Raw genomic sequence first — 25,026 nt, 5'->3', positions numbered from 1 at the left:
AAATGATGAAACAAAGTTTACAAACTGCTTTTTCTTGTTCTTCTTTTCTTCTCTCCTATCCTGAACTAGGGTGGAGAGAAGCTGTAACTGAATTGCAAGAAGAGATTGAAACGATAGAAAAGGAAGAAGTTAAAGCATCACTTACAGCCTTTATAAAGCAAGCGCTAGATAAAACGAATGATCAACTCATTGATAGTTACGTATATACATTCGATTTTGGTAAGAAAACAAATATGTATCTTACTTATATGAACACTGGTGAACAAAGAGAAAGAGGTATTGAATTATTAGAGTTAAAGCAGCATTATAAAAAATCTGGTTTTGAAGTAACGGATAAAGAACTACCTGATTATTTACCACTTTTTCTTGAGTTTTTTGCAAATGCAAATGAGCAAGACAGTGAACCAATTATGAATAAATACAAGGAGAATATACAAGCATTACACGTTCAGTTAAAAGAAGCAGGTAGTATGTATGAACCAATTCTTGCGGCTGTGCTACTCGCTATCGAAGCATGGGATGTACAGACAAATTAGAAAGGAGAGTTGTTAAAATGATGAATCAATTTCTATGGGTATTGTTTCCCTATATCATTTTTACAATCTTTATCGGTGGACATATTTTTAGATACAACTATGATCAATTTGGATGGACATCAAAATCTAGTGAACTATTAGAAAAGAAAATGCTCCGAATCGGAAGTCTATTATTCCACTTTGGGATTATGTTCGTAATTGGCGGTCATGTTATGGGGATATTAATTCCAGAAGCTGTATACCGTTCGATAGGTATTTCTGAGCATACGTATCACATAATGGCAATTAGTTTCGGGCTTCCGGCAGGTGTTGCTTCTATCATCGGTTTAATTATATTAACGTACCGCCGCGTAACTGTAAAACGTATCATTGCAACGAGCACAAAGGGAGATTATATTGCGCTTATTTTATTACTTATCGTAATGTTAGCAGGACTTTCTTCAACATTTTTAAATATCGATTCAAAAGGATTTGATTATCGTACAACAATTGGCCCTTGGTTCCGAAGTCTCTTTATTTTCCAACCGAAAGTTGAATATATGACGGAAGTACCAGTATGGTTTAAAATTCATATTCTTGCAGGGATGGGTTTATTCGCAGTGTGGCCATTTACAAGACTAGTACATGTATTTAGTGCCCCAATTAAATATGTAAGCCGTAGTTATGTAATTTACAGAAGACGTATTCCTAATGAGTTGAAAAAATAATACTGCTGTAAACGGATAGGAGTTAGCAGCTAAAACGAAACGAGGTCTCATATGGCAGGCCTCGTTTTTGTTTACATAGGAAATAATCGTTAATAAGTAGTTTAAATTGAAAAAAGATTAGCATCTAAATAAGATGCTAATCAATGCTACAAACAGAAGCAGAGCAATCTTCACAAGCAATTTCACATTTTAAAAATTGTAAATCGTGGATTGTAATCTTTCCTTTATGAATCGAAATTGTACCTTGCTTTTTTAATTCATTTAACATTCGATTTACACTTTCACGTGAAGTTGCACAGAAATTAGCAAGTTCTTGATTCGTTAATGGTAAATCGATGAGAATCCCATTTTCTTTTAATACACCGTAACTATTTGTCATTCGTATAAGAGTAGAATACAGGGCACCTTTTTTGCCGTGTAATACTAAATCTCGAAACTTCGTTTGCATTCTTCTTAAATGTTCACTAATCCATTTCATAAATTCAAATACAAGTGCGGGTTTTTGGAGTAATGCTTTTTCTAAGGTTTCACGCTTTATAACTCCTACTTCAACATCTTCAAGGCATTTTGAATTTAATAAATACTTCGCATTGTCCGTGAATAATGTTAATTCTCCAATAATGTCGTATGCCGAACAAATACGGAGTGTTAATTCTTGCCCGTCAGCACTTAATTTACTAATTTGTACTTTTCCTGAGTGGATGATATAGAGCTCTGTTGCCTCCATACCCTCTTGAAAAATAAAACTACCTTTTTTAATTTGCATTTTATATTCAACAGATGCAAGTAATTCTTTTAAATCTTGAGATAATGTCATACTGTTTGCCACAGTGATCACCTTTCTTCTTATAAGCAATACATTTCCTATTTTGAGTGTAAGTATGATGAAAATGCAAGAGCTATTTTAAAAATAAATTGAAATTTCAATGACCGTAAGGGGAAGAAATCTTCAGTTTTTAGTTTGAAAAATTCAATAGACAAAGCGGATGAGATTAAAGATGTGAACAAAATTCGAACGGATTTGTGAAGAATTTTTGAATGGGGAAAGTAATGTGAGAAAAGTCACATTGAATATGTAGCTTCTTTTTTATAATGAAGGCAAATAAAAAAATTGAAAGCTTACTAAGGATTGCAGCAGAAAAGAAGGGATATAGATGCACGAGAACATGAAAGATTCTTTAGAACGGCCACTTCAAGATTTACGTATTTCAGTTATTGATCGTTGTAATTTTAGGTGTACATACTGTATGCCTGCTGAAGTGTTCGGACCTGATTACACTTTTTTAAAGGAAGAGCTTTTATTAACGTTCGATGAAATAGAAAGATTAGCGAAATTATTTATAAGTATGGGAGTCAATAAAATTAGGCTTACTGGCGGTGAACCTTTATTGCGTAAAGACTTACCGACGTTAATTGCAAGACTTGCAAAGCTAGAAGGCTTAAAAGATATTGGACTCACAACAAACGGTATTCATTTAGCAAAACAAGCAAAGGCGTTAAAAGAAGCGGGATTAAAACGTGTAAATATTAGTTTAGATGCGATAGAGGATTATGTCTTCAAAAAAATTAATGGACGAAATGTAAGCACAAAACCTGTATTAAAAGGAATTGAAGAAGCGAAGAACGCAGGGTTAGAAGTAAAGGTAAATATGGTCGTAAAAAAAGGAATGAATGATAGTCAAATTCTTCATATGGCTCGTTACTTTAAAGAACAAGAAATTCAGCTCCGTTTTATAGAGTTTATGGATGTGGGCAGTACAAACGGCTGGAACTTTGAACAAGTTATTACGAAGGAACAATTAATAGAGAAGATTAATCGTGTATATCCGATTGATCCTGTTAAACCTCGTTACTTTGGAGAGGTTGCGAAAATGTATCGATATGTAGGGAGCGATGCAGAAGTTGGATTTATTACTTCTGTTTCTGAGTCATTTTGTTCTTCTTGTACGAGAGCCCGTATTTCGGCAGACGGTAAGTTTTTTACATGTTTATTTGGAACAAAAGGAACGGATTTGCGAAAGCTTCTTCGAGAAAATATTTCTGACGCCTCATTATTAAAAATTTTACAACATACATGGCGATATAGAACAGATCGATATTCAGATGAAAGAACAGTTGAAAGTACAAGTAAACGTCCAAAAGTTGAAATGTCTTACATTGGTGGATAGTGAAAGGCGGAGTTCTTATGCAAGAGCGTTATGCAAGACAAGTATTGTTTTCTAGAATTGGTGAAATGGGACAAAGAAAAATAAGAGAAAAGCATGTGCTCCTAATCGGTGCGGGTGCACTAGGAGCTGCAAATGCAGAAGCTCTTGTTAGAATGGGAATTGGGAAATTGACAATTGCTGACCGTGACTACGTCGAATGGAGTAATTTACAACGGCAACAGTTATATACAGAAGAAGATGCACAGCAGTGCAAACCGAAAGCAATTGCAGCGGCAGAGCATTTAAGAAAGATTAATTCTGAAGTGGAAATTGTATCAGTTGTATCGGATGTCACACTGCAAGAAATAAAAGAGTTAACAAAAGAAGTGGATCTCATATTAGATGCGACTGACAATTTTGATACGCGCCTACTTATAAATGACATTTCACAAAAAGAAAATATACCTTGGATATACGGTGGATGTATTGGAAGTTACGGTGTAACGTATACAATTCTTCCAGGGAAAACACCATGTTTTCGCTGCTTAATGGATCATCCTATGGGCGGTGCAACATGCGATACAGCAGGAATCATTCAACCAGCTGTACAAATGGTCGTTACTCATCAAGTAACAGAGGCGATGAAAATATTGGTGGATGATTTCGAGGCGCTAAGAGGAACAATGTTATCATTTGATATTTGGAACAATCAATATCTCTCATTAAAAGTAAATAGACAGAAGAAAAATACATGTCCATCTTGTGGAAATACACGCACGTACCCAAGTTTAACATTTGAAGCACAGATGAAAATGGAAGTGCTATGCGGACGGAATACGGTTCAAATCCGTTCAGGGATAAAACGTATTCTTCATTTAGAGGAAGTTCAAAAACGATTACAAAAAAGTGTACTTGTCCAAAAAACGCCTTACTTACTATCATTTCTAATTGATGAATATCGTTTCGTTTTATTTACAGACGGTAGGGCATTTATTCATGGAACAAATGATGTGAAAATAGCAAAACGATTATACGCAAAATATATAGGATGAACAGAAAGAGAGTTGCCCCTTATTAAAACGAGGTGAAAAAGAATGTTAGAAAAACGTATACCAATTCCAGTGGCAGAAGCAGTTGCACGTGTAATGGAATATGCTTACCAAGGTGAAATAGAAAAGGTTTCTCTTATAGAAAGCTACGGTAGAACACTTGGAGAAGATGTTATTGCAGATCATGATGTCCCGCATTTCAATCGTTCTCCATACGACGGATTTGCGATTCGAGCAGAAGATACAAAAGAAGCAAGTAGCAGTAATCCCATTCTGTTTGAAGTGATTGGTGAAATTGGAGCAGGTTTTGTTTTTACAGAAGATGTGAAAGCATTTCAAGCTGTCCGTATTATGACAGGTGCGGCAATTCCTGCGGGGTGTAATGCAGTAGTTATGTTAGAGCTAACGGAAGGATTTGAAGAAAACGAAAAGACTTATATGAAATTGAAACGCTCCTTTGTTGCTGGGGATAACATTTCTTTTAAAGGAGAAGATGTAAAACAAAATAGCATTCTGGTGAAAAAAGGGACTGTTATTAATCCTGGAGTTGCAGTACTTCTTGCTACGTTTGGTTATAGTACGGTATATGTTGTAAAACAGCCAGTCATTGGAATTGTAACGACAGGAAGTGAACTGCTCGAAGTACATGAACAATTAAAGCCAGGGAAGATTCGAAATAGTAACTCTTATATGGTAGCTGCTCAAATTGAACGAGCAGGTGGAATTGTACAGTATTATGGGCAATTCGCTGACAATTTTGAGACGTGTTATAACACTGTAAAAAAAGCGATAAAAGAAGTTGATATATTAATTACAACTGGTGGCGTTTCAGTAGGAGACTATGATTATTTACCGGCTATTTATGAGAGATTACAAGCTAATGTACTTTTTAACAAAATAGCGATGCGACCAGGAAGTGTGACAACTGTAGCTGAGTTAGAGGGAAAACTATTATTTGGTCTATCTGGTAATCCTTCTGCTTGTTATGTCGGATGTGAATTGTATGTTCGACCTGTCATTGGAACATACTTGCATAGGAAAGATTCGCACATATATCGTGCAGAGGCAATTTTACAGAAAGACATTTCGAAAGCAAATCCGTTTACTCGTTTTGTAAGAGGGAGAGTAGAATTTGTAGATGGGCAATTGCAAGTTACACCAGTCGGTTTAGATAAATCTAGCGTAATTTTTTCAATTGCAGAAGCGAATGCATTTATCGTTCTGCCGGGAGGAACAAGAGGATTTGAAACAGGAATAACCGTTTCGGTACTGTTATTAGAATCGAACGTCGGAAGTGAGTGGCCGTGGGAAGAGCCGCTTCGATCATACAAGTAATAGAAAAAGAGATTGCTAACTTATATAAGGATCAGAGGTGCAAGATGACACATACGTATTATGAAGTAATTGATACACCTATTTCAATTGAAGAAGTTACAAACAAAGTAATTCGTCGTGAGTGTGGTGCGGTTACTACTTTTATTGGTACTGTTAGAGAATTTACGAAAGGTCGACGTACACTTTGTTTAGAGTATGTAGCTTATAAGACAATGGTGGAGAAACAACTTGAGAGAATTGGCACTGAAGTAGGAGAGAAGTGGCCGGGGACATATGTCGCTATTACACATCGTATTGGTACATTACAAATTTCTGATCTTGCTGTTGTTGTCGCTGTTTCTACACCACACCGGAAAGCTGCATATGAGGCAAACGAATATATTATGGAGCGTATTAAACAAATTGTTCCAATTTGGAAGAAAGAGTTTTGGGAAGATGGTGAGTCATGGATAGGTGATCAGTTAGAGAAGGTAACATATGCAAATGGTGAGCCTGGAAAGGGGATGAGTATATGATTGAAGTACTATTATTTGCACATTTACAAGAAGAAGTAAGTAAGCCAGCATTACACATAGATTGTGAAAATATTACAGTTGCGAAGCTGAAGGAAGTTCTGATTAAGGAATATAATGTAGAAATTTTAAACGAGATTATGGTCGCGATAAATGAAGAATACGCAAATGAGGATGACATCATTCAAACTGGCGATATCGTAGCAATGATTCCGCCAGTAAGTGGTGGTTGATTCTTTTCAGCCTAATCATGTAAGAACGTGATTAGGCTGGAGGGAATGAATATAACTACGTATACATAGGAGGGAACAGGATGAAAAGTCCTAATTTTCAATTAAGTTTACAAACTTCTAATCTAATTATCGGTTTTATGGTGTGGGTTATTTTATCATCATTAATGCCCTATATTAAAGTGGATATCCCATTAACTGCGGGACAAATTTCTATAGTAACAGCAGTACCTGTTATTTTAGGTTCTGTTCTTCGCATTCCAATTGGTTATTGGACAAATCGTTTCGGAGCAAGAAAATTATTCTTTATTAGTTTTATTTTATTATTATTTCCTGTCTTTTATATTAGTGTTGCCAATTCTATGATGGATTTAATTATTGGTGGATTATTTGTCGGAATCGGTGGTGCTGTATTCTCTGTAGGGGTAACTTCTTTACCAAAATACTTTCCGAAAGAGAGTCACGGTTTTGTAAATGGTATTTACGGTGTAGGTAATGCCGGAACAGCCATTACTTCATTTTTAGCGCCTGTTATCGCAACTTCAGTCGGCTGGAGAGCGACAGTACAATGTTATTTGGTTTTACTTGCAGCATTTGCACTTATGAATTTTTTATTAGGCGATCGTAAAGAGAAAAAGGTGAATACACCATTAATGGAACAAATAAAAGGTGTATATAAAAATGAAAAACTTTGGTTTTTATGTATCTTTTACTTTTTAACATTCGGATCATTTGTCGCATTTACCGTATACTTACCAAACTTTTTAGTATCTCACTTCGGATTAGAGAAAGTAGATGCAGGTATGCGGACAGCTGGATTCATCGTACTCGCAACAATTATGCGCCCAATTGGTGGTTGGCTCGGTGATAAGTTTAATCCATTTAAAATATTAATCTTTGTATTTATCGGTTTAACACTTTCAGGTATTATTTTATCATTTATGCCTAGCATGAACGTGTATACATTTGGTTGCCTACTAGTCGCATTTTGTGCAGGTATAGGTAATGGTACAATCTTTAAACTCGTTCCAATGTATTTCTCAGAACAAGCTGGTATTGTAAATGGTCTCGTATCAGCTTTAGGTGGACTAGGAGGATTCTTCCCACCGCTAATTTTAACGTTACTATTCCAATTAACAGGTCATTATGCAATTGGATTTATGGCGTTATCAGAAGTCGCACTTGCTTGTTTAATCATTACAGTATGGATGTATAGCCAAGAGAAATTGTTAGTGATGTTAAAGAATCATTAATAAGGAAAAAGAACTGTCCCAAAGTATTTTGGGATGGTTCTTTTTGTAATAGGCTTCAACATGTTTTTATTGCTATCTCAACAAACGCTCGTTTTCTAAAAGAATGTGTTTTTAAAATGAAAAACAGAAGGTTTATGGAATTTTATTTTAAAATATAGAAGTCAAAAGTTATTCAATTAAAGGGTAGATTAGTGAAGGAAATCTTAAATCTATTCTAAAGATCGAACTCATTTTTAGAATGCAAATATTTAATTGAATCGGGATGTTTAGATGAAAAAAATATAAGTCCACTCAAGATAAACAAGTATCAGGTATGTTAGGTGTTTTAAGCGACAAGTATGGAATTGATGTAAGTATTCTTCGCATAGTAACTGCAGTATCAGATTTTTCTAGGGCCAGATTTTTTGGTAAGGCTAATGGATATTGTGAAAAAGAATACTTAAAATAAAAAATACCGTTTAGGTTGATAAGATAAAATTATGAATTTGTATAAACAATCCATAATTTTCTTTATGAGTTATATTTGATATGTTAAAGAAAAGAGAGGGGAGGGAAATGAAATAAGAATTTTTGATGAGCATTTTCATATTATTGATTTCAGTTTTCTGATTATTAAGAACTGAGGGTGTTTTCCGATGAATTAAATGTGGTCCATATTTAGTAAAGAGTTTAATCCAACTATAATATATTTGGAATGAGGTTTTACATGTTTGTTTTTATTATATTAGACGTGATATTACCAATATTAATATTGATGCTAATTGGTGCAATCTTACAAAGAAAGTTTCAATTTAACTTAAAGCAGCTATCTACACTTATTACTTATTGCTTGATGCCAGCGGCTGTATTTGTGAATATATATGATATTCGTATAGAAACAGGTTTGTTGCTCCAGATAATATACTATTTAATGCTTTATAGTCTGAGTCTGATCATAGTAAGTCATTTCATTTCAAAAATATTAAAGTTAGAAAAAGGAGAAAGTGCAGCTCTAAAAAATAGCATTTCGTTAATGAATTCCGGTAATTATGGGTTACCAGTAAGTCAATTGATTTTCAGTCACAATCCAGTGGGGGTTTCCATTCAAATTTTTATTGTTATTTTCCAGAATCTTTTAACTTATTCATATGGGATATATAACTTACTATCAGCAACAAAAACAATCGGAGGTATTATTCAATCATTTCTAAGACTGCCTGTATTTCATGCACTCGTATTAGGGGTTTTCTTTCAATCTTTTACAATTCAAATACCTAATTCTATCTTTATTCCTCTTAATCAGCTTGCGAATGGTTTTGTTGCAATAGCACTCATATTGCTAGGGGCACAATTATCCAACATTAAGCTTAATTTTTTCCATCGAGTCATAACATGGGCTTTAATTGGAAGGTTACTGATGGGACCATTATTAGCACTTGCTATGATATATCTACTAAACATGGATGGTATTGTTGCACAATCATTATTTATTGCAAGTTCTTTTCCTACTTCAAGAAATACATCAACCATTGCTATGGAGTATCAAATAGAACCTGAATTACATGCACAAATCGTTTTATTTTCAACACTTTTCAGCATTATTACAGTAACTGTCGTTATTTATTTGTCATATATTTTGTTTTGAATGTACGTGCAAAAACGAATAGATTTGAGGCGGTAAATGATGGACGGAAATCCCATCGATATGAGAAGAAAACAGTCTTAAATATATTGAGTGTCGTTTACAATTGTACTATGTCTGATAATCAAGTGGCTTAATTCAAAAAAAGGAAACTCATTAGGGGTTATTTCGTATGTAAATCTTTAAAGCATCTACATATAGATTTGCGAAAAAAGACATAATCTTGCTTATAATTGACGTTACATGAGCTTAGGTTGATAGTGATGGGGGAGCGTCAAGTAAGAATTTTATCTTTATTGATTCCATGTAGTTTTTCCGTATTATTGTAAATAAGGGGGATGATTCCAAGTTGAGTAAACAGAATATCAGCACAACAGTTTCAGGAGATATAATTGTTACCCATCTAGTTGGTAATATAAAAACAGATGATGTGTATGAATGGTTTAATGGTTTCGAGCAGGTTTGTCAGCAATTCATTTCCGAAGGGCGGAAATACAAATTGTTGGTGGATAGAAAAGGATACACGCCAAATCATTTTTCTGTTCAAAAAGTATGGAAAGAGAAGTTTTTCAATGAAACCATTTTGAATCACAGTAAGGCAATTGCATTTCTCCTTGAAGAGGGGGAGATAATGGATTATTTACAACAATCTAATACGAAAGAATCTGTGAGATTTTTTGATGATTATGAACAAGCGCTAATTTGGTTGAATGAATATCCAATATAAAACCTGTATTGAAGCAGTTGCTCTCAAGCAACTGTTTTTTATGTCCGTAATTGTTGTCGTTATTTTTCTTCACAGATTCTTGTCCAATTGCTTGTCTGAGCCTAAAAAACGAAACTAAAGCAAAAAGAACAAACGCCTCTAAAAACGTTTGTTCAAAGTTAATTACTATTTTAGCTGAGTGATAGATTACAATTTGCGAGTATGAGAAAGTTTTTTTATAAGTTTAGGAAGTATAGATGTTAATTCTTGCTTCATGCGCTTCGTAAACGATGGGTCCTTACCGGAAGTTGAAATAGTGACAACATATTCATCATTTCGAATGACACCAGGTGTGTGAAAAGATGATGCTGTACTACCACTTACAACGTTAACCCACTGGAAATCATGAGCGGCCTGTTTGACCATCATATTTACAGCATGTTGATTTGTAGCTGCATAAATAAGATGAGCATCTTTAATATCATCATTACTAAAAGTTTTTTGCTTCCAAGTAATATAAGAAAGTTCCTTCATTTCCTCGCAAATTTCTGGGCTGACAACAGTGACGAAAGCACCTGTATTTTTTAATCCAGACGCTTTTCGATATGCAATTTTACCTCCACCAATGATAACGACCACTTTATTTTGTAGATTAAACATAAGAGGGTACATGTTATACATATATGCATTCCTCCATTCGTTCTAATAATGTTAACTTCATGTATGTATCAAACTGAAGACAGTTACAAGTCGTAACGTGATCATATTTTTTTGTATGCAATTTAATTTTTTGAAGTAATAATCCGGTAAAGAGAAGGTACGGCATGACATATACATGGGACGCAGTCGATGTTATAGCCTTGAGCTCAGCAGCAAAAGAGGGAGTTCCTTTCGTTAAAAAGGAACAGGATACTGGCATACCAAGTTTTCGTTCGACAGCTGCTCTGATTTGTTGTAATTCATGTATCGGTTGTGGATCACTACTGCCTCGTCCTACGAGTAAAATACTACTATTTTGCATTGACATAGCTTCACGTATTCTTTTCACTACAAGTTCCACCATATGTGGATGTGTACTAAAAGGAGGTACAACTGAAAATGTTATTTGTGGATATTTCTTTTGTAGTTGCTCTATTTCAAAAGGAATATCACGTTTATAGTGAGCTGCTGCAAATAATAAAACAGGTACAATCATTATTTCAGTTACTCCCTCTATTATCGTTTCTGTAACTGCATCCGAAATAGTAGGTGTCGTTAGTTCTAGAAAAGCTATTTTTTGAATTCTTTCGTTTCGCTCTTTCATAACAGATTGAATAAATTGAATGAATTGTTCATTACCTTCTTGTAGCCGGCTCCCATGTCCAACATATACAATTCCTTTCATTGTCTCACCATGTCTTTCTTCATAAGAGTTTCTTGTAATTGATGATCTACGTTATGAAACCCAACTTTATTTGCATAGTGTAAAGTTGGAACGTCGGTATACGAGAATGGGAGAGTAAGAATATTGATAAAGCCAAGGCGTTTTATTTCTGCTAGAAACGTATCAATAGAAGCACGACCTTCAAATACAATGCTATCCCATGAGAATTCAGAAAGAATACGTGAATGAATTTCATCGAAGCGATGATCAATTGTGTACTCATGAGTCATCATATAGGAACCAGCACCAATTTTTTCTTGAATAACAGCAATTCGGTTAATGTTTCGTCCTAAATAAATCGTTGAATTCGAAGAAAATTGCGCAGGTTTACTGAACAATCCATATTGCATGAGCTTTTCTTGAATAGAAAGGTTCATATACTGAAGTTCTGCCTGTAAGGAACGAATATCTTTATGATATTTACTGCATGATTGCATTAAGATGTCTACACTGTCAGCGGAACAAAATACAAGACGATCAACGTTAAAAATCTTATTGATTTGTTCAGAGGTTAATGTGTATTCTTTCTTTTTGAAAGTTGGAATTTGATATATTTCTGCACCGGACTCTTGTAACATTTGCTTTATTGCGCTTTTTTTATTTGTTGCAGATGCAAATAAAACTTTCTTGCTGTGCAATGGCTTGCGTTCTTTCCAAGAGATTTGATTACGTAAGGAAACGACATCACCAACAATTGTCATAGAAGGATTAGAAATATTTTCGTTTTTGACAATAGAAACAATGGTAGACAGTGTCCCTGTGACAACGCGCTGTTTACCAGTTGTACCCCATTCAATGACTGCTACTGGCGTATCTTCTTTTTTTCCTGCTTGTAGTAAGTTTTCACAAATTGTAGGTAAGTTTTTTATACCCATGTAGTAGGCAATCGTGTCGCTATTGTAAGATGAATTATATTTTCCATGATCGCTTAAAGGACCTTTTGCATGTCCGGTTAATAAAGTGACACTATTACTGTAGTCACGGTGGGTGAGGGGAATACCTGCATAGATACTAGCGGCGATGCTAGATGTAATACCTGGTACAATTTCATATGGAATATTTGCTGATGCTAAAGTTTCTGCTTCTTCACCAACACGGCCAAAAATAGATGGATCTCCGCCTTTTAAGCGGACTACGATTTTTCCTTCTTTCGCAAATTGAAGGAGGTGTGAGTTAATCATTTCTTGACGCATAGTATGATTCTTTGGCATTTTTCCGCAATAAATAAGTTCACATGTTTCTTTTGTATAATTAAGAAAGGAAGGGTTTAATAAGCGGTCATATAAGACGATATCTGCACGATTTAAGCACTCTATCGCTTTTTTTGTAATAAGCCCTTCATCACCTGGTCCTGCACCAACTAAATATACATATCCGTTCATATTCGCACCTCGTCTATTTTTATTTAAAAGGAAGCCAGGGGAGGCTTCCTTTTGTAAATTACATGTATATATAAATATCTCCGTCAATAACTTCTACTTCATACGTTTGAATACAACCGTCATCAGGTTTTTGAACTTCACCTGTTAGTAGTGAAATTTTCCAATCATGTAGTGGACAAAAGACGAATTCTCCAGATACAATACCTTCCGCTAATGGCCCGTTTTTATGAGGACAACGATTTTCTACAGCTCGAATATCGCCATTTGAAAGGCGGAATAGGGCGAAAGACATACCTTTCATTTGCACCTCTTTACCGATTTGAATAGGAAGGTCTTCTGCACGCATAACTTTTATTTTTTCTTTCGTTTGTATCATATAGGTCACAGCTCCTTATTTCACAGTTTCTACTTCATACATCGCTTTTAATGATTTCGTTTCTAGTGCTTGTCCCCATGCTTCTTTATATGTGCCACGAGCTTTTTGGAAACGTTCATTTAACGTAGTAACCATATTTGCATCTTGCAGTATTTCTTTTATGTGATCGAAGCCTAAACGTTCTGTCCAGTAGGCAGTACGCTCTCCGTAAATACCAGTTTCACGATAATATTGCATGTAAGCTGTAGCGATGCGAAGGACATCATCTTCAGTAGGGACAATCATTACAAAATCAGCTTCACGTACTTCTGTACCACCATTTCCGCCAATATAAAGTTGATATCCATTTTCGACACAAACAACGCCAAAATCTTTCGTCAGTACTTCCGCACAGTTACGCGGACAACCAGTTACACCCATTTTCATTTTATGAGGTGTATCTACCATTTCTAATGATTGTTCAAGCAACATACCAAGTCCTAATGAATCTTTCGTACCGAAACGGCAAAAACGAGAGCCAACACATGATTTTACATTACGCAGAGATTTTGAATACGCATATCCAGAAGTCATATTTAAGTCAGCCCATACGTTAGGTAAATCTTGTTTCTTGACACCGTATAAGCCAATTCGGCTTGCACCGGTAATTTTCACAAGTGGAACATCATACTTCTTCGCAACTTCAGCAATTTTCATTAAATCGTCTGCTGTTGTAACGCCTCCGTACATACGTGGAATAACAGAGAATGTACCATCGTGCTGGATGTTACCATTCATTCTTTCATTAACGAAACGGGACGATTTATCATCTTCATATTCTTCTGGAATCGCCATACGTAAATAGTAGTTTAAAGCAGGGCGGCATTTCGAACAGCCGTCTTCATGTGCAAAACCAAGAACATTTCGTACTTCTTTTGGAGATTTTAAGCCTTTCTCGTGAATGGCCGCTACGACTTCATCACGGGATAAAGGTGTACATCCACACATACCGGCAGATTGCGCTGAGGCATCAAAAGCATCTCCAAGTGTATGAGATAAAACTTGTTCCACAAGCGGACGACATTTACCACAAGACCCTGCGGCTTTCGTACAGCCTTTAACTTCTTCAAAAGTCGTTAACTCTTGTTCTAAAATGGCGTGAACGATTGTACCTTTCGTAACACCATTACATCCGCAAATCGTGTCATCAGCACTCATAGTAGCAACGTTAAGTTCACTTTCTTCACCAGCTTTGTGAAGAAGAGAAGCGGCTGTATATTCTTGTATATCTTCTTCTTTCTTTAACATGCTAAAGAGGCGTGTTCCGTCAGCTGTGTCACCATATAAAACGATACCGATGACTTTATTGTCACGAATTAATACTTTTTTATAGGAACGTTTACATTCATCAAAGATTGATATTGCTTTCGTTTGAGCATCTTCATAAATTTGACCAGCAGAGAATAAATCACAACCTGCAACTTTTAATTGCGTACCGACAATACTGCCCGAATATCCATCAGTTTGTAAATTTGTTATATGTTTTGCTAATATCGCACCTTGTTCATAAAGAGGAGCAACAAGTCCATATGCGATACCGTCATGCTCTGCACATTCTCCAACTGCATAAATGGACTCATCATTTGTTAGCATATAGTCATTGACTACAATACCGCGATTTACAATTAAACCAGCATCTTTTGCTATTTGCGTATTTGGGCGTATTCCGACAGCCATTACGACTAAATCACAATCTACAACTTCACCATCTTCAAATTGAATGCCCTCAACATGGTCTGTACCAAGAATTTTTGCAGTTTTCTTTTCCATTAGAAATTTCATGCCTTGCGCTTCCAAATCTTCGCGTAATAGAGAAGCTGCTTTCGTATCTAGTTGCTGCTCCATTAAGTTTGGCATTAAATGAACAACATGTACGTCCATCCCTAAGTCAATAAGACCTCTTGCGGCTTCTAAACCAAGTAACCCACCACCAATAACAACGGCCTTTTTCTTTTCTTTAGCGGTGTCTATCATAAATTGTGTATCTTCAATTGTTCGAAATCCTGTTACACCAGGAAGAGTAGAACCTTCAACAGGTAAAATAAAAGCACTAGAACCTGTTGCGATAATGAGTTTGTCATATGTAAGAGTACGATTTTTTTCTGTGATAATGATTTTTGCTTCTCGGTTAATAATTTGAACTCTTTCGTTTGTATATAAAGTTATTTCGTTTTCTTCATACCAACTGTATTCATTCATAATGATATCTTGCATATTTGTTTTGCCTTGTAAAACGTGAGAGAGCATAATGCGATTGTAGTTTGGATGCGGTTCATCTCCCAAAATAGTAATCTCATATGAATCACTATTATGTTTTAATATTTCTTCCATACAGCGTATTCCAGCCATACCATTTCCGATCATAACTAAACGTTTTTTCATTTTCGTTTCCCCTTTTTCTGTGAAATGTTGAACAAAGGATTATATTTCTATTATAGAAAATCCAAAAAAGGGGAGATGTGATATTTATCACATTTTTATAATGATTCACAAATTGTTAAAATTCGGATTTATTCGAGAGGGATGTGTATATTCTTTACCAAATGAAAAAACAGGACATAAGTATGTATACTCATGTCCTGCACTTGATTTATACTCTCGTAATTGCACGTGGAAATAAAATGTTATTTTCTAAATGAATATGCTCAAATAAATCAGACTCTAGTGCTTCAAGGCGTTGGTAAACAAGTCGATAAGTGCCGCAAGCTCCTTCTGGAGGAGTAAAGTCATTTGTAACTTTACGAAGCTCTTTAATAATGTTGCCTGCGTGGTTATGTTCATTTTCCAACTTATCTACTACTTTACGTAAATTCACATAGTTTTCTTCAATTGGATTTTGTTCAAATTCTAAAATTAATGGAAAATCTTCTGTTTCTTCTTTAATTAAATGTTGTTCTAATTCCATCTTTAATTCGTGAAATAGCTTATGAATTTGAGCTAAGTGAGGCTGACTTGCTCCGTGGACGCGTAATACTTTCGTCACATACGGACTTAACTGTGGTAATTCTTCATTTAAATAGCGATGATGCTTATTTATAACATAATCAATCAATTCACGATAAGAAGCATTTTTCCAATCAATTTCAGATTCATTTAATCGTTTCGTATTATTATAAAGTGTATTTAATTCTGTAAGTACTTCTGTTGCTGATAAATTTCTTTCATGAATTGCATCAATAAGTGGTTTATTGCCACCACAACAAAAGTCTATTCTATATGATTTAAAAAGATCACTAGCTTTCGGGAATTGTGTAACGATCTCACCGACAATAGAAGTTTCAGTAAATGCATGTTTCATATGAACGCCTCCATAAAGTTTGAATGTAATAACTAAATTAAGAATAGCGATAAATTAACATCTATGTAGTGATTGAAATCACTTATTCTGTGTCGTTTTTGAGAATAATAAGAAGAATGTTATTAAAATAAGGGGGAAAGTAATAAGTGGTAATATTTTTTATTGCTATTTTTCACATGCAATTCCATCGCCATCACGATCAAGATGAGAGCTATAACCTGGTTGCCCTTTATGTAAAGGGGCTTTCCCAGCTGCTCTAACTGCAGCACAATTTTTGTAGTATGCACTACTAGTATTTCCTGAAGCGGGTTGTGTTTGAGTTTGCTGTGCTTTTTGCTCTTCTTGTTGTTTACGAGCCTGTTCGTCAGCCTGACGTTTTTGTTCTTCTTGTTGTTTACGAGCTTGTTCCTCGGCTTGTCGTTTTTGTTCTTCTTGTTGCTTACGAGCCTGTTCATCAGCTAGACGTTTTTGTTCTTCTTGTTGTTTACGAGCTTGTTCCTCAGCCTGACGTTTTTCATCTTCTTGCTTACGAGCTTGTTCCTCGGCTTGACGCTTCTCATCTTCTTGCTTTTGAGTTTTTTCGTCCGCCTCTTTCTTTTCTAGCTCTTTTTTCTGTTCACTATCTTTTTGTTCTTCATTGTTAGATGCCACTTTTGTACTAGTTGCTGTCGTTTTTTCAGAAGAAGGAGCTGAAATACCTGATAGCGCAACAAAAATGACAAATAATAAGGCTGTAATAATAAATTGTTTTTTCGCTACACCTGTTTTCTTAATTACAGATAAGATTGCTATAACAAGGAAGAATATAAATAGAATGAAACTTAAAGTGGAAAAAAACTCGACGACGAGGTGTTCCGATTTTGTTGTACCGGTCGTTATTAATATAATAGAAATCATAAAAAGAATAACGGTAGGACGTCCATATTGTTTTGCTTTTCCATTTTTCTTAAAGAATGAAATGATACATAAGATTAAAAGAATAAAAGCAATAGAAAATAAAGCTGCACCAATATTACTCAAAATCGCCATTTTCATACCTGCATTTGTAAGATTTTTCTTATTGATTATATAGGAACTTATTGGATATTACACGTTTTATATAAATTTAGAAAATTAATATTTTTACTAGACTTATAAACGATTATTTTATATATAGGGAAAAATAGATATATTTCCTATTACTTTTTGAAAGATATTTCATAAATTATAGTATATCGATTGAAAGGAGGAGATTTGAATGGAATTTCAATTGTTGGTAACTTGTATATTACAAGAAGGTAATGCTTACTTTTTAGTAACGAAGGTAGACGATGTTATTACGTTAAAAGTACCGATTACTGCGGGAGTAGCAGGTTTATTTTTAGCTTTAGGTGTACCAAGATGTTCTTAATTTAAATCTCTATAGTAGAAGGGGAAGGGACATGCCTTCCTTTTCTACTATTACATAATATAATTATGTAAACTTAAATGTCATATTTGTGATAGCACGTTTGAAATGGACATGCATATACTATAATGTTTCATTGGATGTTAGCGGTGAAAGGTAGTTTTAATAAGTACATCCAGTGATATTTTTAAGCTATGAAAATAAAAGAGGTGCTATTATATATGAAAAGAAAAACATTGGATATTCCAGTTACATTGCGAAGAGAGTGGTTTTTAATAGAGTTAGCTCATTTAACGAAAAAATATGGAATTGAAATTGCAACTAGCAAAATGGATGCTGCACCGTTTTTAAGAGATCAAGTTACAGAATCAAAGATAGGGAAAGGGTTACAATACGATAAATATGATGATGAATATATAATTGAAAATTAAAGGGTAACAACAAAATTAAATTAATTTATAACAAAATATAAAATAAAGCAGATTCTAAATATAGAATCTGCTTTATTATGAAATACTTGTAGTCAACTAACCTCTTTCTAGTGTTTTTCCTACATATTTCTCTTGCGTTATTCCAAAAGATTCACGAAGAATGCGAGCATAATCTTTAGATTCTATTGGTCGTTTATTTTTAGTGCCTTTAAAGGTTTCTGTATAATTTTTATTTGTTAATGATATGTGACCATAAGTAGTTAATTTACAAGTGATAGCCCCTTTATTAAAAGGAGATTCTTTATGCTCTACAATCACTTTTTGAATGTTATTCACTTTTTTCTCATCTATTGGATCTACAGTGAAAGCATAGCCTATTTTCCATTCAGTTGAAGGCTCAGATTGTAAGAAACTTGTAGATTCTCCGTTAGCTCCTTTTCTCATTTCTAAAATATGCGTACCTTTTCGAGTATTTCGCTTACGAATTCGATATTCTCCTGTTTGAGAGGATATGACTTCTCCGTTAAAAGGTACTGGATGTAAAGGGAGATGAGATGCAAAACCTGCATCCACAACATAATCTTTATCCTCATGAATTAATATGATAATGACATGACCATCATCGGGTTTCCATTTATTATCGTACAGGTCATAAACAGTACCAGCTACTTTGTATACTTGAAACCCACAATCAATTAAGAAATAATACAATAAGGAGTTTAATTCATAACAAAGTCCACCTCGTTTTTGAATAAGTAACTTTTCTATTAAGTTATCTTTTGAGATATTTTTAATAGTACCAGCCATAATATCAAGATTTTCATAGGGGAGAATCATTCCCATTTTTAAGAGAATTTCATCTAAATCATCAAATGTTATTTCTTTTGCAGGAATTTTTAAGCGTTTAAAAAACTCCTTTTGTAATTTGGTCATCATAAAGTATTCTCCTTTCTTTTTACAGAATTTTCTTCTGCTCACCGATAGGTTAGTACTTCTAAAAAGTTAATTCAAGTGCACGAAAATTATCATAATATATGTTTCTGGAAATATAACTATCTATTCGGAAATTTCAGTTTAAATTTTAATCGTAGGAAAGTCTTATAATATAAGCTCCTTTAAGATTAGTTTGTATTTAATGAAAAGAAAGTACATATCTTTATTATATTTTTAAATAACTAACTAGTAATAAAATGTTTTTTTACTAAAATTTTTTCAAGATTTGTATGCTTTATATAAACAATAATGATTAAAAAAATATCTGGGTGTAGCGAAGTTAACAATTATTGAGAAATTTTTTTGTCGTATTCTATCAAAAGGAAGAGGTAGAAACAAAGAGAATAACGAGAGTTAAGGAAGAGGGTATACAACTAGTAACCTTCTAAAAATAGGGCTAACATCTTTTTAAAATAAAAGATTAGCTATTATTAAGGAAGGGAAAATATAAAATATTATAAAGAACACCTTCTTTCAAAAAAATAGGGGGAGTAATATGCGACTGATGAGAAGATTTGTGGTCTTACTAATTGTATTTTTTATCATGGCTCCAACGATTAGCACAAATGTACAGGCAGAAGTTGTAAAAGAGCTTGGAAAGGGGTTTCCTGATACAGAAGTATTCACACCTGGAGAATGGTTTTTAGGCCAAAAACCTGCTAATTATGATGAGAATAAACCGCCAATTCTCTTTGTACAAGGAAGAAATGGTAATGCTGATAGTTGGTATGGAAAGACAGTATATCATGATATAAATGATATGTATGATTATGCTTTAAAAGCAGGCTATCAAACAGTGTTTATACAATTGTATGATGCTGCTGGGAAAGGTTCGGCTAGTCAGTGGGATAACGGAAAATTGTTAGCACAAAAACTTGAAGAAATATATAATCATTTCGGTAAAAAAGTTAATATTGTAGCGCATAGTAAAGGTGGTATTGATACACAAGCCGCATTAGTTGAATATGGTGCGAATCGATTTGTTGGAAATGTTATTACACTTGCTACACCGCATCACGGCTCAAATTTAGCAGATTTATCATATAGTTGGTGGGCAGGGTGGCTTGCTTCTATATTAGGTCAAAAAGATGATGGTACGTATTCGTTACAAATAGGTGAAATGGCAAAGTTTCGTTCAACAATAGATAACAACCCAGCAGCTAAATTAAACCGTTACTATACGGCTACTGGGACTAGCTGGGGGCCAACATTTTCTGCATTATCTATGGGCGGGTTATATTTATCGTCGTACGGTTCAAATGATGGACTAGTAAATGAATGGAGTGCGAAGCTATCGTACGGTACACATTTATTTACAGATTCAAGATTTGATCATGACAATATAAGAAAAGGATCAGCTGTTTTTGCACGAATTGAACCATATTTACGTACGACAAATGTGGGGTTACCAGCTTTAGTAGCATCCAGCACTAGTTCAAATGAAAATCTAGAACAATTAAATACAACTTCAAATCAAAATATTTTAGGAGGCGAATTACCACAAAATCAGTGGATAGAGCAAAGTATTTCTGTTGATAAAAAGGCTGAAGGAATAGTTTCTGTACTAACTGCTTCTTCTGATGTAGAAGTACAAATGGTATCTCCAAAAGGAAAAATCTATGCAAACAAAGATAGCGCTATAACTACTGGTGAAGGCGAATCTTTCTTTAATGGGGCGACAATTAGAACATTCAAGTTTGATAAATTGGAAGTAGGCGAATGGAAAATCAAAATGATGGCGAAGCAGTCGAAAGATGCATATTTAGTTGTAAGCGATTACAAGAATGACGCGCCATTTGTTCTTCAAATGCCTACAAAGGTTAAAGTAAATAAACCTGAGTATAAACTGAAAAAATCACCAGTGGCACCTGAAATGAAAGGGGATCTTTCCATAACAGTAAGAGTCGTTAATAAAGAAGGTAAGTTAGTCTCTGAATTTAATGAATTACAAAATGTTAATACGAATACATTTACAGGTGCTTTGAAAGATATAAAACAACCGGGAGTATATAACGTTACGATGGATATAAAAGGGATGAATAAAGAAGGAAAACCATATAATCGTACGATTGTTAAGTCGGTTTATGTAGAGAAATAAGGAAGAATAAATAAGCATAATATAAAAGTGCAGAAATCTTGTGTTAGAAAGAATTCTGCACTTTTTTGCGTGATGAGAGATAATAAAAGTCGAAGAAAACTGTTATTCAATAAAAAAAGATGCTGAAATAGCATCTGAATGTGAAGAAATAATATTAACTTAGTTTTGTAACTGTTAATTCAACTGAATTTATACCATTGTCACAAGTTACAATACTTTGACGATTAAAGCCACTATTATTTCTAAGTTGAAGAGTTGAATTAGCTGGCACTGTAACAATCGTTTCGCCAACGAGTTGAAGACATTCGTTATTTGATGAAGTATTCATTTGAATAGCGAAGTCACCTTGACTATTAGCAAGTGGATTGTTATTTAAAAATATAGTTATGACTGGGATATGTGGAAATACAGGATTTAAAGTAGTATTAATACTGGAAATGAACGAAACTCTATAATCACCAGCTTGTCTAAATTGTATAGTAGTAGGGTTTAGTAAGGAAACGCCTCCAGCTAAAGGTCCAACGTGATTAAATGGAAAAGGGTTTCCAAAAGGAACAGTTATAAATTCAGTTTGCCAAAAAGTTCCGTATGCAGGACAGCTTCGTTTATTTGAATGGTCACATGAACATTTTTTATTTGAACTGGAAGAAGATTTACATGAGCATTTTTTATACGAGTTTGAAGAATGATAGTATGAACCCAATATATTACCTCCTATTCTTAATAAATGTAAAACACATAATAGTTTATGAAAATGAATCACAATTGGCGTGTATGCTTGTACTATAAAAGGAGATAGATTTAGAATAGAAAGTGCTCAAATGATGAAATATAGTATTGGGGTATTACCTGTAACACTTTTTGAAGATGATAAGGTTCATAATTTGATAGAAAAATGAATGGGATTTCTAAATGGATTAAAGTAACGAGGAAACGTTTATCCCGCTATTTTCCGGGCAGTAAGACCCCCATCTCAAAATTCAGTGAAAGCAAAGAAGTTAGTTGGGGGATGAACAAAACCCCCACTGAGTAAAGTTTCACTTTACTATATTAATTTCGTCTGACAAACAGCAATATTATCTTTTGCTGTTTGGATGTTATCGTTTGGTGAAGTTATGATATTTAATCGTATGTATATTAGATTATTTAGTTTATTTTTTTATTTATTTGTGTAGCTGGGCAGGAAGAAGTCAGAAAATATAGAATAAATGTACATATGAAGCATCGTTTGTTTTTGGTGTGAATAGTAATTAAAGATACGCTAAAATATTTAAAATTGTAACGAAAGAGAGATTAAATAATAGAAGGAGCAACTTACATGGAAAATATATTAAAGGTATCTTCAAAATCAAGCCCAAATTCAGTCGCGGGTGCAATAGCGGGTGTACTAAGAACAAGTGGTAATGTGGAAATTCAAGCGATTGGGGCTGGAGCTATAAATCAAGCGATTAAAGCAATTGCGATTGCAAGAGGGTTCGTCGCTCCAAGTGGTATTGACTTAGCTTTTGTTCCAGCGTTTCAAGAGATTTCTATCAATAATGAAGAAAGAACAGCGATTAAATTAATTGTAGGCCCTAGAAAGAAAAGGTCTTAAAAGTAATTGTGAATGGTTCGTATCAATACAAAGTTCACAACAGTAAAAGCAAAGCATACTATGTAACTGCTAATCCTGCTTATGTGTATGCAAAATGAAAATTATAAAAGCAGAACTCTCATCAGGTTCTGCTTTTATTTGTTGTAATTAATAATCGCTATCTAGTGTAAATCCCTATATAGTTTTTTTCTCTTCAATTAACTTAACATTTTTTAAGTTTACAGACATTTCATATTCTGATTTGTTAACATTTTTCATACATTGTATTTTTTATCCTTTTTTTAATAAATCAACGGTGTGTTCTAACCATTCTAAAGGTGTTACTTTTAATCCCTCAAAATATATTCCATCTGCAGCTTCTTTTATATATCTATTTTTTTCTTCCTTACTGTAATCACTTTGAATAAATTTAGTTAAGAAAATAATAGCATCTTGTATATATTCTTTGTATTCCTCTTCTATTAGTTCTTGAATTACCTCTTCATAGAAAGAATCTTGATGAAAGTTTCCTGCTAGGAATTGATAAATTTCATCTTCTGGATTGTGTTTTAATAACATATTTATCCTCCTATTTATTAATTTGGATAGCCAGTTAAAATAAATTTTCCATTTGCATCTTTCTTTAAAATAATTTTAGCATTGGTCATTTCCTCAATTGTCGTAGAACCTCTTTGAATTCCTCTACCAATTATTTCATTACCACCTGAGAAAGCCAAATTATCGCCTTTGCTCAATATTTGTCCAGCTTTTGAGATACCTTGAGAGAATTTAGCACCTTGCGCGGATTTCTGCATCTCCATTTATCACATCTTTCTTAAAAGAATCTGATAACGCATCCCACATAGCAGGTAAAGCTTTATCTAAATGGGTAACAGTGTAGCCCATACCTTTCCAAGTTTCCCAGTCACCTAATGCCTTTGATATAGGAAAGAACAGATGGAAAAATAAAACAGGCCTAATTCATTTAGTTTTATATTTTGTGGGGGCACCCACAACCCCACCCGCAATTTACCCACAAAATAAAAAAAGTGATGAATCACTATGAAATATCATTTTTATAAAAGTTTGATAAATCAACGTTTTTAGCGCACTTTAAAACTTGATGAATTAAGAGGATATATTTAGAACACAAGTTCAACAAATGGAAGGGGAATGTTTATTTATCAAGGGGATCTAATACAGTTTAATTAAAAGGTTATTATTTGCTCACATTTTGCTCACAAATAATATAAAAACATGTGAAAAAATATGAAATACCCTTTTGAAGTAGAATATAATATAACAAATAAAAAGCGTCGCAAATGCTTGTATAACAGGCATTTGCGACGCTTTTATAGTTTTTCTGAACATAAAATAAACAACCCTAAAACTGTTCATTCTTCTCCCAAGATTCTACGATATAATGAGCAATCGTCGGATTGAAGCCTTTACCAACTAAAAACATAATCGCAGCAACTTCTGTTAATGCGTGTTCGTGTGATGTATGTTTTGCTTCATTTAAACCGTAATCTACCCATGGTTTTACGAAATCTAGTACGGGTTTCTTGAAAGGTAAAAACTGTGTACCGACAACTTGTTGAATTTGTTGTTGTGTTGGTTCAGTAATTGGTCCAGGTGGTAAGATTTGTGGTTGTGTAATGTCTAATGTTGGTCCTGGCGGTAAAATTTGTGGCTGCGTTGGATCTATTGTTGGTGGTTTAGGTGGTGAGACACGTGCGTCGTAGTTTGGTTGATACATTTGTTGTTGGTATTGCGGTTGTTGTGGTTGAGTTGTGTATGGGTTTTGTGGTGCTGCATATGGATTTTGTTGATATGGTTGTTCTTGGTTTTGTGGTGCTGCATATGGATTTTGTTGATATGGTTGTTCTTGGTTTTGTGGCTCTGCATATGGATTTTGTTGATATGGTTG

At 34.2% G+C, this 25,026-nt stretch carries 26 protein-coding genes and 3 pseudogenes; 15 read left to right on the top strand and 14 right to left on the bottom strand.

Annotated elements, in window-relative coordinates:
• Positions 1-5: 5 nt before the first annotated feature.
• Both narJ and narI read left to right on the top strand, forming a co-directional pair.
• On the top strand, positions 6-536 hold the full coding sequence (narJ, locus tag DN400_RS23955; RefSeq protein ID WP_016512951.1) for a nitrate reductase molybdenum cofactor assembly chaperone: 531 nt from the start codon (positions 6-8) through the stop codon (positions 534-536).
• Positions 537-553: 17 nt separating this feature from the next.
• Positions 554-1,243 (top strand): respiratory nitrate reductase subunit gamma, encoded by a 690-nt coding sequence (gene narI / locus DN400_RS23950; protein WP_147801973.1) that lies wholly within the window; start codon positions 554-556, stop codon positions 1,241-1,243.
• Between the two features lie 136 nt (positions 1,244-1,379).
• Here narI and DN400_RS23945 read toward each other — a convergent pair whose 3' ends face one another.
• Complete coding sequence (locus DN400_RS23945) at positions 1,380-2,072, bottom strand: Crp/Fnr family transcriptional regulator (RefSeq protein ID WP_000013863.1); 693 nt, start codon at positions 2,070-2,072, stop codon at positions 1,380-1,382.
• A 325-nt stretch (positions 2,073-2,397) separates the two neighbouring features.
• Here DN400_RS23945 and moaA point away from each other — a divergent pair, with 325 nt between their 5' ends.
• The 8 genes from moaA (at position 2,398) to DN400_RS23905 (ending at position 10,117) form a co-directional block, all read left to right on the top strand.
• On the top strand, positions 2,398-3,411 hold the full coding sequence (gene moaA, locus DN400_RS23940) for a GTP 3',8-cyclase MoaA (protein WP_147801972.1): 1,014 nt from the start codon (positions 2,398-2,400) through the stop codon (positions 3,409-3,411).
• A gap of 17 nt (positions 3,412-3,428) precedes the next feature.
• Positions 3,429-4,442, top strand: a complete 1,014-nt coding sequence (locus DN400_RS23935) for a molybdopterin-synthase adenylyltransferase MoeB (RefSeq protein ID WP_147801971.1) — start codon at positions 3,429-3,431, stop codon at positions 4,440-4,442.
• Between the two features lie 42 nt (positions 4,443-4,484).
• On the top strand, positions 4,485-5,774 hold the full coding sequence (locus DN400_RS23930) for a molybdopterin molybdotransferase MoeA (RefSeq protein ID WP_147801970.1): 1,290 nt from the start codon (positions 4,485-4,487) through the stop codon (positions 5,772-5,774).
• A 44-nt stretch (positions 5,775-5,818) separates the two neighbouring features.
• Positions 5,819-6,289 carry a molybdenum cofactor biosynthesis protein MoaE gene (locus DN400_RS23925; protein WP_147801969.1) on the top strand — a complete coding sequence of 157 codons (471 nt, stop codon included), beginning with the start codon at positions 5,819-5,821 and terminating at the stop codon, positions 6,287-6,289.
• Complete coding sequence (gene moaD, locus DN400_RS23920) at positions 6,286-6,519, top strand: molybdopterin converting factor subunit 1 (RefSeq protein WP_063547130.1); 234 nt, start codon at positions 6,286-6,288, stop codon at positions 6,517-6,519. Before DN400_RS23925 ends, moaD begins: the two co-directional genes overlap by 4 nt.
• A gap of 80 nt (positions 6,520-6,599) precedes the next feature.
• Entirely contained in the window at positions 6,600-7,769 is a 1,170-nt protein-coding gene (gene narK, locus DN400_RS23915; protein ID WP_063547131.1) for a nitrate transporter NarK, read from the top strand.
• A gap of 706 nt (positions 7,770-8,475) precedes the next feature.
• Entirely contained in the window at positions 8,476-9,393 is a 918-nt protein-coding gene (locus DN400_RS23910) for an AEC family transporter (RefSeq protein WP_000497496.1), read from the top strand.
• 316 nt (positions 9,394-9,709) lie between these two features.
• Positions 9,710-10,117: an STAS/SEC14 domain-containing protein gene (locus DN400_RS23905; protein WP_232292659.1), complete on the top strand. Its 408-nt coding sequence runs from the start codon at positions 9,710-9,712 to the stop codon at positions 10,115-10,117.
• A gap of 186 nt (positions 10,118-10,303) precedes the next feature.
• On the opposite strand, the gene DN400_RS23900 is transcribed toward DN400_RS23905, so the two are convergent.
• The 7 genes from DN400_RS23900 to DN400_RS23870 form a co-directional block, all read right to left on the bottom strand.
• Positions 10,304-10,777, bottom strand: coding sequence for a precorrin-2 dehydrogenase (locus DN400_RS23900; RefSeq protein WP_000282601.1), 474 nt, complete (start codon positions 10,775-10,777; stop codon positions 10,304-10,306).
• Positions 10,770-11,480 (bottom strand): sirohydrochlorin chelatase, encoded by a 711-nt coding sequence (locus DN400_RS23895; RefSeq protein ID WP_000676477.1) that lies wholly within the window; start codon positions 11,478-11,480, stop codon positions 10,770-10,772. Before DN400_RS23895 ends, DN400_RS23900 begins: the two co-directional genes overlap by 8 nt.
• Positions 11,477-12,901 (bottom strand): uroporphyrin-III C-methyltransferase, encoded by a 1,425-nt coding sequence (locus tag DN400_RS23890; RefSeq protein WP_001014975.1) that lies wholly within the window; start codon positions 12,899-12,901, stop codon positions 11,477-11,479. Before DN400_RS23890 ends, DN400_RS23895 begins: the two co-directional genes overlap by 4 nt.
• 58 nt (positions 12,902-12,959) lie before the next feature.
• Positions 12,960-13,277, bottom strand: coding sequence for a nitrite reductase small subunit NirD (gene nirD / locus DN400_RS23885; RefSeq protein WP_000616683.1), 318 nt, complete (start codon positions 13,275-13,277; stop codon positions 12,960-12,962).
• Between the two features lie 15 nt (positions 13,278-13,292).
• Positions 13,293-15,698 (bottom strand): NADPH-nitrite reductase large subunit, encoded by a 2,406-nt coding sequence (nirB, locus tag DN400_RS23880; RefSeq protein WP_147801968.1) that lies wholly within the window; start codon positions 15,696-15,698, stop codon positions 13,293-13,295.
• A gap of 208 nt (positions 15,699-15,906) precedes the next feature.
• The gene (gene ric / locus DN400_RS23875) at positions 15,907-16,614 is read right to left on the bottom strand and encodes an iron-sulfur cluster repair di-iron protein (RefSeq protein ID WP_000679631.1); all 708 of its coding nucleotides are present in this window, start codon (positions 16,612-16,614) and stop codon (positions 15,907-15,909) included.
• A 165-nt stretch (positions 16,615-16,779) separates the two neighbouring features.
• Positions 16,780-17,643, bottom strand: a complete 864-nt coding sequence (locus DN400_RS23870) for an excalibur calcium-binding domain-containing protein (RefSeq protein WP_147801967.1) — start codon at positions 17,641-17,643, stop codon at positions 16,780-16,782.
• A gap of 208 nt (positions 17,644-17,851) precedes the next feature.
• Between DN400_RS23870 and exsG the strand changes: the two genes are divergently transcribed.
• Together exsG and DN400_RS23860 are read left to right on the top strand one after the other, a co-directional pair.
• Entirely contained in the window at positions 17,852-18,004 is a 153-nt protein-coding gene (exsG, locus tag DN400_RS23865; protein WP_000395679.1) for an exosporium protein ExsG, read from the top strand.
• A gap of 218 nt (positions 18,005-18,222) precedes the next feature.
• Entirely contained in the window at positions 18,223-18,432 is a 210-nt protein-coding gene (locus DN400_RS23860; protein WP_000824207.1) for a hypothetical protein, read from the top strand.
• A 96-nt stretch (positions 18,433-18,528) separates the two neighbouring features.
• On the opposite strand, the gene DN400_RS23855 is transcribed toward DN400_RS23860, so the two are convergent.
• On the bottom strand, positions 18,529-19,368 hold the full coding sequence (locus tag DN400_RS23855; protein WP_016512942.1) for an arylamine N-acetyltransferase family protein: 840 nt from the start codon (positions 19,366-19,368) through the stop codon (positions 18,529-18,531).
• Positions 19,369-19,921: 553 nt separating this feature from the next.
• Here DN400_RS23855 and DN400_RS23850 point away from each other — a divergent pair.
• Positions 19,922-21,523 (top strand): esterase/lipase family protein, encoded by a 1,602-nt coding sequence (locus tag DN400_RS23850; protein ID WP_001238730.1) that lies wholly within the window; start codon positions 19,922-19,924, stop codon positions 21,521-21,523.
• 154 nt (positions 21,524-21,677) lie between these two features.
• On the opposite strand, the gene DN400_RS23845 is transcribed toward DN400_RS23850, so the two are convergent.
• A complete protein-coding gene (locus DN400_RS23845; RefSeq protein ID WP_000536160.1) occupies positions 21,678-22,226 on the bottom strand; it encodes a hypothetical protein in 549 nt (182 codons plus the stop codon).
• 615 nt (positions 22,227-22,841) lie between these two features.
• On the opposite strand from DN400_RS23845, the gene DN400_RS23840 reads away from it, so the two are divergent.
• Positions 22,842-23,117, top strand: coding sequence for a stage V sporulation protein S (locus tag DN400_RS23840; RefSeq protein ID WP_000427801.1), 276 nt, complete (start codon positions 22,842-22,844; stop codon positions 23,115-23,117).
• Positions 23,114-23,215, top strand: a pseudogene (locus tag DN400_RS30030) (N-acetylmuramoyl-L-alanine amidase); the annotation flags it as partial. The gene DN400_RS23840 and the pseudogene DN400_RS30030, both read left to right, overlap by 4 nt.
• A 172-nt stretch (positions 23,216-23,387) precedes the next feature.
• Here the strand turns inward: DN400_RS30030 and DN400_RS23830 are convergent.
• The 4 genes and pseudogenes from DN400_RS23830 to DN400_RS30015 all read right to left on the bottom strand — a co-directional run.
• Positions 23,388-23,675, bottom strand: a complete 288-nt coding sequence (locus tag DN400_RS23830; protein ID WP_071730058.1) for a contact-dependent growth inhibition system immunity protein — start codon at positions 23,673-23,675, stop codon at positions 23,388-23,390.
• A 17-nt stretch (positions 23,676-23,692) separates the two neighbouring features.
• The gene (locus DN400_RS30180) at positions 23,693-23,833 is read right to left on the bottom strand and encodes an RNase A-like domain-containing protein (protein WP_234410008.1); all 141 of its coding nucleotides are present in this window, start codon (positions 23,831-23,833) and stop codon (positions 23,693-23,695) included.
• Positions 23,813-24,035: pseudogene (locus DN400_RS30175) on the bottom strand (WXG100 family type VII secretion target); the annotation flags it as partial. The gene DN400_RS30180 and the pseudogene DN400_RS30175, both read right to left, overlap by 21 nt.
• Before the next feature lie 445 nt (positions 24,036-24,480).
• Positions 24,481-25,026, bottom strand: a pseudogene (locus tag DN400_RS30015) (hypothetical protein); the annotation flags it as partial.

This window comes from Bacillus sp. AR8-1 (genome assembly GCF_008042345.1).
GTDB classification, from domain to species: Bacteria; Bacillota; Bacilli; order Bacillales; family Bacillaceae_G; genus Bacillus_A; species Bacillus_A cereus.
The sequence above is the reverse complement of the archived record's forward strand: the minus strand, read 5'-3'. Positions and strand labels throughout refer to the sequence as shown.